The organism is Rhodopseudomonas sp., from assembly GCF_036404135.1.
In the GTDB taxonomy this organism is placed as follows: domain Bacteria; phylum Pseudomonadota; class Alphaproteobacteria; order Rhizobiales; family Xanthobacteraceae; genus Rhodopseudomonas_A.
Genome location: NZ_DASWPE010000195.1, coordinates 1 through 10799, shown reverse-complemented (window position 1 = coordinate 10799; position 10799 = coordinate 1). Strand labels below are relative to the sequence as shown.

Below are 10799 nucleotides of genomic sequence, written 5' to 3'. Positions count from 1 at the left end.
CAGCGCCTGATCAGCGCTGGTAAGCCCAAAATGGTCGCCCTGATCGCCGTCGCCCGAAAGCTCCTCACCACCCTCAACGCAATCCTGCGGGACAATCAGCCATGGCAAAACGCTTGACAACCAAGACAGTCGCTGAGGCGCGGCCACGCAGCGCATTGGCGCTGCGGGGCCGCCTCGAAGGATGACGCCGGGTGGATCGAACAGCGTGCCCGCGGCCCATCCTTCGAGGCTCGCCGCAAGAGCGGCTTCGCACCTCAGGATGACGCCAATGCGCGGATAGGGACGCAATCCAGAAACAGGTTCAGCCCTTCTTGCGCACCAGCCCGACGATGTCCTTCACCGCAGCCATGGTCTCGGCGGCGATGATTCGGGCGCGGTCGGCGCCGTCGGCCAGCACCGAATCGACGTAAGCGGTATCGGCGCTGAGCCGCTTCATCTCGGCGGCGAGCGGCGCGAGCTTCGACACCGCCAGATCCACCAAATTGGACTTGAAGCCGGAAAACTGCGCGCCGCCGAATTCGGCGAGCACCTCGGATTTCGGCTTGCCGGCGAGCGCCGCATAGATGCCGACCAGATTGTCGGCTTCGGGGCGCGGCTCGAGGCCCTTTTCCTCGCTCGGCAACGGCTCCGGATCGGTCTTGGCCTTGCGGATCTTCTGCGCGATGGCGTCGGCGTCGTCGGTGAGGTTGATCCGCGAATAATCCGACGGATCGGATTTCGACATCTTCTTGGTGCCGTCGCGCAGGCTCATCACCCGCGTCGCCGGCCCGGCGATCACCGGCTCCGGCAGCGGGAAATAGGCCTCGCCATAGCCTTGCGCGGCGATCGAGGCGGAAAAGTCGTTGTTGAACTTCTGCGCGATGTCGCGGGTCAGTTCCAGATGCTGTTTCTGGTCCTCGCCGACCGGGACGTGGGTGGCGCGGTACACCAGGATGTCGGAGGCCATCAGCACCGGATAATCATAAAGTCCAACGGAGGCGTTTTCGCGGTCCTTGCCGGCCTTTTCCTTGAACTGGATCATCCGGTTGAGCCAACCCAGCCGGGCCACGCAATTGAACACCCAGGCCAGTTCGGCGTGTTCGGCGACCTGGCTCTGGTTGAAGATGATCTGCTTTTTGGGGTCGATGCCCGAGGCGATGAACGCCGCGGTAACCTCGCGGGTGTTGTGGCGCAACCCCTCCGGGCCGCCCCAGACCGCGATCGGCATCGTCATGGCGTGCAGGTCGACCACGCAATAGATGCAATTATGGGTGGCCTGCAATTTGACGAAATTGACGATCGCGCCGAGGTAGTTGCCGAGGTGGAGATTGCCGGTCGGCTGCACGCCGGAGAAAACCCGTTCGATCGTCATGTTGCTGTTCCCGCGAGCGTCTTGCACCATTGCCTGCCGTCAGGCGCCGTGCTCTGCCATGCAAGCGTCAGTCGCGCAAGCGATCAGGCCGGCGAAGCGCGCGCAGCAGCTCTGAGGGGTTGACGACGCCCGCCAGCATCAACAGCCCGCCATAGATGATGACGCCGCCCGCGATCACCAGGCCTAGCCCCAGCGCCTGTACCGCGAGCGGGGCGCCCGCCACCAAGGGCAGCGCGAAGCGCGCCTTCAGCGCCAACAGCGCGGCCATCGCCAAGGCTGCGGCGGCGATCAGCAGCAATCGCCGCCGCGCCGACACGTCGATCGCAAAGCCGAACGAAGCCGCAGCCTGCCGGATCAGCAGCCCGGCCGAGCCCCAGGCGCCGAGCGCCACCGCGGCGGCGATGCCGCCGACGCCGAACAGCGCGCCGAGCGGCATCGCGGTCACGATGGCGAGACCGAGCCCGCCGAGCATGGCGCGGAGCGGCGCGCTGGTGTTGTCGCGGGCGAAGAACGCCGGCGCGATCGCCTTCACCGCGACATGCGCCGGCAGGCCGAGCGCCAGAAACGCCAAGGCCTGCGCGGTGGCGGCGGCATCGGCCGCGCCGAACGCGCCGTGTTCGAACAACAGCCGCACGATCGGCTCGCGCAGCACGATCAGCCCGAGCATCGCCGGCAGCGCCAGCCCGACCGCGAGCTCGAGCGCGCGGGATTCCGCCTGCGCGATCGCCGCCGTGTCGTCGCCCTGCACCGCGCGGCTCAGTTGCGGCACCAGCACGGTGCCCATCGCGGTGCCGACGATGCCGAGCGGCAGTTCGATCAGCCGGTTGGCGAAATACAGCCACGACACCAGCGCCGGCGAACCCGAGGCCACGATCGCGCCGCCGACGATCAGCAATTGCGGCCCGGAATTCGCCAGCATCCCCGGAACCGCCTTGGCGAAAAAGCCGCGCATCTCGGCATCGAACGAAACCCGCAGCGGCGTCGCCACCGCGTCGCCGCGCCGCCAGGCCAGCATCGCGAGTTGCAGCAGGCCGGCGATGCCGATGGTAGCGGCCATCAACAGCGCGGCGTCGGCGGCATCTCGCGGCCGCAGCAGCAGCGCGACCATCACCGCGATCAGCGCCAGATTGAACAACAAGGGCGAGAACGCGGTCAGCGCGAAACGCTGCTGCGCATTCAGAATCCCCATCAGCACGGTGACCGGGCCGGCAAACGCCAGATAGGGCAGCATCAGCCGGGCGTCGTCGACGGCGAGCGTGAGACTGGGCCCGCCGACAAAGCCCGGCGCCAGCAGCGCGATCAACAGCGGCATCGCGAGCCCGATCAGCGCCGCCGCCACCACCAGCGCCGTGCTCACGGTGCCGAGCACCCGGCCGGCGAACGCCGCGGCGGCAACCTGCCCCTCGGCCTCACGTAGCCGCAGCCAGGCCGGCACCAAAGCGGCGTTCAGCGCGCCCTCGGTCAACAGCCGGCGGATCACATTGACCAGCTGAAACGCCACCAGGAACGCATCCGCCACCGGGCCGGCGCCGAGCAGCGCCGCCACCAGCGCGTCGCGAACGAATCCCAACAGCCGCGACGCCAGCGTGCCGGAGGAGACGGTGAGCAGCGGGCGGATCATGAAACCATCGGCAGGGCGCAACCTTGCTGGCGTCGGGGGGAACGTGATAGGTCGCGCCATCCGATTTGACAAACCTGCAGCGCATGCCGGCCATTCGTCCGGGTTTCCGCGCCCTCGCAATCGCCCCACGGGACAAATCTCATGACCTCAGCGAAATACGACGTGCTCGGAATCGGCAACGCGATCTTCGACGTGCTGGTGCGGACCGAAGACGACTTCCTGCTCAAGCACGGCATGGTGAAGGGCGGCATGGCGCTGATCGACGAGCCGCGGGCTGCTGCGATCTACGCCGAAATGGGCCAGGCGGTGGAAATGTCCGGCGGCTCGGCCGCCAACACCATCGTTGGCCTCGCCAATTTCGGCGCCCGCGCCGCCTATGTCGGCAAGGTCAAGGACGACCAGATCGGCCGGCTGTACAGCCACGACATCCGCGCCGCCGAGGTGACGTTCGCCACCAAGCCGGCCGTCGACGGACCCGCGACCGGCTGTTCCTACATCCTGGTGACGCCGGACGGCGAGCGCACCATGAACACCTATCTCGGCGCGGCGCAGGAGCTTGGCCCCGACGACATCGATCCGGAGCAGATCGCCGCCGCCTCGCTGACCTATCTGGAAGGCTATCTGTGGGACCCGAAGAACGCCAAGGACGCCTTCCTGAAGGCGTCGAAGATCGCGCACGGCGCCGGCCGCCAGGTGGCGCTGACGCTGTCCGATCCGTTCTGCGTCGACCGCTACCGCAGCGAGTTCCTCGAGCTGATGCGCTCGGGCACCGTCGACCTGATCTTCGCCAACGAATCCGAACTGCATTCCTTGTATCAGACCGCGGATTTCGACACCGCGCTGAACCAGTTGCAGCATGACGTGGCGCTCGGCGTCGTCACCCGCAGCGAAAAGGGCTGCGCGGTGGTGGCGCCCGAGACCATCACGCTGGTGCCGGCCTCGAAGATCGAGACGCTGGTCGATACCACCGGCGCCGGCGACCTGTTCGCCGCGGGCTTCCTGTTCGGGCTGGTGCGCGGCACCAGCTACGAGGACGCCGGCCGGCTCGGCGCGCTCGCCGCCGGCGAAGTGATCCAGCACATCGGCGCCCGCCCGCAGGTGTCGCTGAAGCAATTGGCGCAGCAGCACGGGCTGCCGGTGTAGTTCGCCGCGCGAGTGGCGTCATCCTGAGGGCCGCGCATCTTTGCGCGGCGTCTCGAAGGATGACGCAAGGGTGTGTGCCGCCGCCATCCTTCGAGACGGCGCTACGCGCCTCCTCTGGATGACGGCGAATTTCACGCCGCGCGTTGCGCCGCGTTCAGACTTGCATAGACGGCGCGCTCGAAGCCGGAAAACGCCGCCAGGCATTTGGCGTCAGCGAACGGCAATAGCTGCATCAGGATCACCCCGCAGATGTCGCGCGACGGATCGATCCAGTAATAGGTGTTGGCGAGCCCGGCCCAGGCCAGGCTGCCGGCGCTGCGGCCCTCCGGCGTCACCGCGGCGTTGATCAGGAAGCTCAGCCCCCATTTCTTGTCGATGTCGGGATAGAGGTCGACGTCGTTGGTGGCGAACGCGATCGCCGAACTCATCTTGCCGACGCAAAGCTCGCCGATATGGTTCTGGCCCATCAGCGCCACGGTCTCCGGCTGCAGGATCTGCTGGCCGTTGCCGCGCCCCTTGTTCAGGATCATCTGCGCGAACTTGATGTAGTCCGGCGCGGTGCCGTACAGCCCGCCCCCGCCCATGTGGAATTCCGGCTCCTGCGGCAATTCGAACGGGATCGGCGCCAGCGAACCGTCGGGACCCCGGAAATGCATCGCCACCAGCCGCTGGCGCTGCGTCGCGCCGATCTTGAAGGCGGTGTCGGTCATGCCGAGCGGCGCCAGGATATGATCGCGCAAGTAAGCGTCGAGCCGCAGCCCGGTCGCGGCCTCGATCGCCTTGCCGACGAAATCCAGCCCGATGCCGTATTCCCAGCGGCTGCCGGGCTCCGCCATGATCGGAACCTGCAGCGCCGCATTGAGACACGAGGTCACCCGCGGCAGGCCGAGCCTGTCGCGATAGGTCACCATGTCGGCGTTCCACATGTCGTAGCACAGCCCCGAGGTGTGGGTCAGCAGGTGCCGCAGCGTGATCGGGACGGTCGCCGGCCGCAGCTTCGGCGTGCCGTCGGCGTCGAAGCCCTCCAGCAGCTGCGGCGCGGCCAGTTCCGGCAGCAGCCGGCCGACCGGCTCGTCCAGCGCCATTTTGCCCTGTTCGACGAGTTGCATGGCGCCGGCGGCGGTGACCGCCTTAGTCATCGAGGCGATCCAGAACACGCTGTCCGGCGTCATCGGCTCCGGCTTCGACAGGTCGCGCCGGCCGAACGCGCCCTGATACACGATTTCGCTGCCCGTCGCCGCGATCGCGACCATGCCGGGGATCTCCCCGGCTTCGGCCTGCTGCCGCAATAACTGATCGATCCGCGCTTGCTCCTGCATGGCATCCTCCCGCTTTTTTCGTTGCAGCGGCAGTGTTGTCCGCAGATTGCGATCCGGCAAGCGGGGTTGTTTACGATAATCCCAGCGATTTTCCGGAATGAGCGCGGCGCGCAAGCCCCGGGGAACGATTGCTGGGCGACGATGTTCAAAATCCGACGCTCCGCCATCGACGCGGCAAGCGGAACCGGACCGCCCTGAACCATTTGCACGCTGCCGCAGACATCAGCTTTGTGCAGCAACCAACATGCGGCCAGTCGGCTGCGAAAGGCAGACCATGATTGTAGGCTGGGGTGGTTGGAAATCCTATCCGCGGCCGGGACGCGGCGAGAACATCGAGGCGCCGATCGGTCCCGGCATCTACGAAGTGCGCTACGCCAACACCGGCGAATTGTTCGATTTCGGCGCCGTCGACAATGTCGCGCAGGCGCTGGCCGGCTTGCAGGTGACGCCGCGCTCGCTGGCGTCGTTTTTCGGTCGGCGCAACGCTGCGGCGTTTCCGGCGCTGGAATACCGGATCTGCGCCACCGCCAGCAAGGCCGACGCCCGCATCGCCGCCGAGCGGATGATCGGCCGCCGCGAAACCTATCTGCGCGGCGCCGCCTGAGCTGGCGCCACGGCCTTCCCGGATCGGCGCAACAAATCGGCTCAACACATCGTCAGCGCAGCCGGTGCGGCCGGTGCGCGCCGGCAATTTCGCGCCTATAATCCATCGCGAAGGCCGGGCCAGCCGGCCCCCTCCCCCCCGCGCTGGAGAATGCCGATGTCGACCACCGCCGCCCGTTCGCAATCCGCCTCGCTGTCGCTGCGCGACCGTCTCAACGACCCCTCGCTGCTGCGCCAGGCCTGCTACATCGACGGGCAATGGACCGGAACGCCGCAGACCGTGGTCAGCAACCCGGTCAACGACAGCGAACTCGGCAAAGTGCCTAAGCTCGGCGCGGTCGAAACAACGCAGGCGGTGGAGGCGGCGCAGCGCGCGTTTCCGGCCTGGGCCAAGCTCACCGCCAAGCAGCGCTCCAACATCCTGCGCAAATGGTACGAACTGATCGTCGCCAACCGCGAGGATCTGGCGCTGATCCTGACCTCGGAACAGGGCAAGCCGCTCAGCGAGGCGCTTGGCGAAGTCGACATCGGCGCCGCCTATGTCGAGTTCTTCGCCGAAGAGGCCCGCCGGGTCTATGGCGAAACCATCCCGACGCAGCGGCCGGACGCCCGGCTGATCGCTATCAAGCAGCCCATTGGCGTGTGCGGCGCGATCACGCCGTGGAATTTCCCCAATTCGATGATCACCCGCAAGGTGTCACCGGCGCTCGCCGCCGGTTGCACCGTGGTGCTGAAGCCGGCCAACGAGACGCCGTTCTCGGCGCTGGCGTTGGCCGCCCTGGCGGAACAGGCCGGACTGCCGAAAGGCGTGTTCAGCATCGTCACCGGCCAGGCCTCGGCGATCGGCAAGGTGCTGTGCGAGCATCCGGCGGTGCGCTTCGTCGGCTTCACCGGCTCCACCGAGGTCGGCAAGATCTTGTACCAGCAGGCCGCGGTCGGGGTAAAGAAACTCGGGCTTGAACTCGGCGGCAACGCGCCGTTCATCGTGTTCGACGACGCCGATGTCGACGCCGCGGTCGACGGCGCGATGGTGTCGAAATATCGCAACATGGGGCAGACCTGCGTCTGCGCCAACCGGATCTACGTCCAGGACAAGGTCTACGACGCCTTCGTCGAAAAGCTCGCCGCCAAGGTCGCCGCACTGACGGTCGGCGACGGCACCGAGAAAGGCGTCACGCAAGGCCCGCTGATCAACCAGGCCGCGGTGGAGAAGACCGAGCGCCACATCGCCGATGCGCTGGCGAATGGCGCCACCGTGATCACCGGCGGCAAGCGCCATGCGCTCGGCGGCAGCTTCTTCGAGCCGACGGTGCTCGCCAACGTCCGGCCCGATGCGCTGGTGGCGCATGAGGAAACCTTCGGCCCGCTGGCGCCGGTGTTCCGCTTCAAGGATGAGGACGAGGTAATCAAGTTCGCCAACAAATCGCCGTTCGGACTGGCGTCGTATTTCTACGCCCGCGATCTCGGCCGGGTGTGGCGGGTCGCCGAGGCGCTGGAGGCCGGCATGGTCGGCGTCAACACCGGGCTGATCACCACCGAAGTGGCGCCGTTCGGCGGCATCAAGGAAAGCGGGCTTGGTCGCGAGGGCTCGCATCACGGCATGGAGGAATATGTCGAGATCAAATACGTGATGATGGCGGGAATTTGAGCCAAAGGCGTTAACCGCGCTTAAGGTTAAGCAGCGATGAAAGTGCTGCGCCGCAGGGCTTTCTCGCGATCCCGGAACCCTAGTCTTAACCGTGGTTTAACGTGGCTTTAAATCCCGCCGTCTAAGCTCGCCGATCTGTCGGGTGGGCGTTTTCGGATGGCGTGGGGCAAGAAGAAAGGCGGCGCGCGGCAGGAGCCGGTGTTCGACCTGGCGTCGTCGCTGTCCGGCCTCAAGCTGTCGGTGCAGGACCGCATCGGGCCGCCCGACGAAAAGCTGATCAAGCCGAAACCCGAGGCGCCGAAAAAAGCCGAGGGCAAGAAGCCGGCGAAGTCCCCGAAGAAGAAACCGCGCGGCGCGATTGGCGCGGCGATCTTCCGGCTGTTCTATTGGGGCGCGGTGGCGGCGATCTGGGGCGTGATCGCGGTGGTCGGCCTGCTGATCTATGTCGGCGCGCATCTGCCGGCGATCCAGGCGCTGGAGATCCCGAAGCGGCCGCCGACCATCCAGATCATCGGCGTCGACGGCAGCGCGCTCGCCACCCGCGGCGAACAGGCCGGCACCAATATCGCGCTGAAGGACGTGCCGCCCTACTTGCCGAAGGCCTTCATCGCCATCGAGGACCGCCGCTTCTACGAGCATTACGGCGTCGACCCGATCGGCATCGCGCGCGCCGCCGCCGCCAACGTCATGCATCGCGGCGTCTCGCAGGGCGGCTCGACGCTGACCCAGCAGCTCGCCAAAAACCTGTTCCTGACCCAGGAGCGCACGCTGCAGCGCAAGCTGCAGGAGGTCGAGCTGGCGCTGTGGCTGGAACGCAAGCATTCCAAGAGTGAAATTCTCGAGCTCTATCTCAACCGGGTGTATTTCGGCTCCGGCGCCTATGGCGTGGAGGCCGCGGCGCAGCGCTATTTCGGCAAGTCGGCGAAAAACGTCACGCTGGCGGAGGCCGCGATGCTGGCGGGCCTCGTCAAATCGCCGTCTCGCCTCGCCCCGAACCGCAATCCGGAGGGCGCGGAAAATCGCGCCAAGACCGTGCTCGGCGCGATGGCCGACGCCGGCTTCATCACCCAGGCGCAGGCCCAGGTGGCGAGCGCCAACCCGTCCGGCACGGTGAAGCCGACCGGCGCCGGCACCATCAACTACGTCGCCGACTGGATCGGCGAGGTGCTCGACGATCTGGTCGGCCAGATCGATCAGTCGATCATCGTCGAAACCTCGATCGATCCGAAGCTGCAAGCGGTGGCGGAAGCCGCAATCATCGACGAACTGGCGGCGAAAAGCGTCAAGTTCAACGTCTCGCAGGGCGCACTGGTGGCGATGACCCCGGACGGCGCGGTGCGCGCCATGGTGGGCGGGCGCAACTACGCCGACAGCCAGTTCAATCGCGCGGTCACCGCCAGGCGGCAACCCGGCTCGGCGTTCAAGCCGTTCGTCTATCTGACCGCGGTCGAGGCCGGGCTGACGCCAGACACCATCCGGCAGGACGCCCCGATCGACGTCAAGGGCTGGCGGCCGGAGAATTACGGCCATGAATATTTCGGCGCGGTGACGCTGACGCAGGCTTTGGCGATGTCGCTCAACACCGTGGCGGTGCGGCTCGGACTCGAGGTCGGCGCCAAGAATGTGGTGCGCACCGCGCACCGGCTCGGCATCGCTTCCAAGCTGGAGCCCAACGCCTCGATCGCGCTCGGCACCTCCGGGGTGTCGGTGGTCGAACTGGTCGGTGCCTACGCACCGTTCGCCAATGGCGGGTTCGGCGCGGCTCCGCATGTGGTGGAGAAGATCCGCACCGTCGACGGCAACAAGGTGTTGTACGACCGCGCGCAGGATCAGCCTTCGCAGGTGATCGAGCCGCGTTATGTGGCGATGATGAACACCATGATGCAGGAGACGCTGATCTCCGGCACCGCGCGCAAGGCGGAGATTCCGGGCTGGACCGCCGCCGGCAAGACCGGCACCAGCCAGGATTTCCGCGACGCCTGGTTCATCGGCTTCACCGGCAAACTGGTCACCGGGGTATGGCTCGGCAATGACGACAACGCGCCGACCAAGAAGGCCACCGGCGGCGGCCTGCCGGTGGAAGTGTGGACGCGGTTCATGCGCGCGGCGCATCAGGGCGTGCAGCCGGTGCCGCTGCCCGGCGCCGGCCAGAGCTACGCCGCTACCGTGGCGCAAGTGTTGCCGCGCGGCGATCCGGGCTTCGTGCAACCCGGATACGGGCCGCAAGGTGCTGCGCCGCCGGGCTATGGCCAGCAGCCGAGCACATCGCAACCGGGCTATGCGCCGCAACCCGGTTACGGCACGCCAAGCCCGGGCGGATCGAGCTATCAGCAAGTCAGCCCGCCGATTCCGGTCAGCGGCGGCGGCCGCGCCGCGCCGCAACGCGCGCCTCGGCCCGAAGCCGCCAGCGGCCTCGACGGCTGGCTAGTGGAGCGATTGTTCGGGCGGTAGCAGCAGGTTGGGACGATCGCGCAGTTTTTCCTGAAAGGCAGAAGCCCCCTCCCCAACCCTCCCCCGCAAGCGGGAGAGGGAGCGCGCCGCGGATACAGAAACGACGCCGTCTATCTCGGGCTCAGGAGAAGAGAGCCGCCCCGAATTTCAGAGCGATCCAATCCAGAGCGATCTGAAATTCAAAAGAAGCTGAGATTCAGCAGAAGCAATGCCTTGCGGCGGCGGCAGCCGGACTCCCTCTCCCGCTTGCGGGGGAGGCCTGGGGAGGGGGAAGACGCCGGTGAAATCAGTGCTCGCTGACGACACAGTCCTTCCTAATAGCTCCTGCGAGGAAGCGTCTCGACCGGCACGGCGTGCCGACCGGCGCGCAACGACAAACCGCTCATTCTGTTAGCTGGCTTCGGTCGGCTTTCGCCCTACGCCTTTAGGCGGCCCTTTCGCAACACGCCGTAAGCAACTAGATTGAGGTGACACAACCGCGCAGCGCAAGCGCCAGGTGGATTTTCATGACCACACTGTACATCACGCATCCGGCCTGTCTCGAGCACGACACTCCCTATGGTCACCCGGAGCGCGCCGACCGGCTGCGCGCGGTGAACCAGGGGCTGGCGGAAGCGCGCTTCGGTGCACTGCAGCGCGGCGAAGCGCCGGAGGCCGATCTCG

The 10799-nt window shown here is 66.8% G+C and carries 7 protein-coding genes and 1 pseudogene; 5 read left to right on the top strand and 3 right to left on the bottom strand.

The features are described from left to right. Positions 1-117, top strand: a pseudogene (locus VGC77_RS21340) (IS110 family transposase); the annotation flags it as partial. 184 nt (positions 118-301) lie between these two features. Here VGC77_RS21340 and trpS read toward each other — a convergent pair. Continuing rightward, complete coding sequence (gene trpS, locus VGC77_RS21335; RefSeq protein ID WP_331173562.1) at positions 302-1351, bottom strand: tryptophan--tRNA ligase; 1050 nt, start codon at positions 1349-1351, stop codon at positions 302-304. Between the two features lie 67 nt (positions 1352-1418). Beyond that, entirely contained in the window at positions 1419-2972 is a 1554-nt protein-coding gene (murJ, locus tag VGC77_RS21330) for a murein biosynthesis integral membrane protein MurJ (RefSeq protein ID WP_331173561.1), read from the bottom strand. 141 nt (positions 2973-3113) lie between these two features. On the opposite strand from murJ, the gene VGC77_RS21325 reads away from it, so the two are divergent. Next, positions 3114-4115, top strand: a complete 1002-nt coding sequence (locus tag VGC77_RS21325; RefSeq protein WP_331173560.1) for an adenosine kinase — start codon at positions 3114-3116, stop codon at positions 4113-4115. Positions 4116-4246: 131 nt separating this feature from the next. Here VGC77_RS21325 and VGC77_RS21320 read toward each other — a convergent pair whose 3' ends face one another. Continuing rightward, positions 4247-5434, bottom strand: coding sequence for a serine hydrolase domain-containing protein (locus VGC77_RS21320; RefSeq protein ID WP_331173559.1), 1188 nt, complete (start codon positions 5432-5434; stop codon positions 4247-4249). Between the two features lie 274 nt (positions 5435-5708). Between VGC77_RS21320 and VGC77_RS21315 the strand changes: the two genes are divergently transcribed. From VGC77_RS21315 to VGC77_RS21305, 3 genes are all read left to right on the top strand, one after another. Then, a complete protein-coding gene (locus tag VGC77_RS21315) occupies positions 5709-6038 on the top strand; it encodes a hypothetical protein (RefSeq protein ID WP_331173558.1) in 330 nt (109 codons plus the stop codon). A 156-nt stretch (positions 6039-6194) separates the two neighbouring features. Further along, on the top strand, positions 6195-7685 hold the full coding sequence (locus VGC77_RS21310; protein ID WP_331173557.1) for an NAD-dependent succinate-semialdehyde dehydrogenase: 1491 nt from the start codon (positions 6195-6197) through the stop codon (positions 7683-7685). A gap of 156 nt (positions 7686-7841) precedes the next feature. Then, positions 7842-10136, top strand: a complete 2295-nt coding sequence (locus VGC77_RS21305; protein WP_331173556.1) for a transglycosylase domain-containing protein — start codon at positions 7842-7844, stop codon at positions 10134-10136. Positions 10137-10799 lie beyond the last annotated feature (663 nt).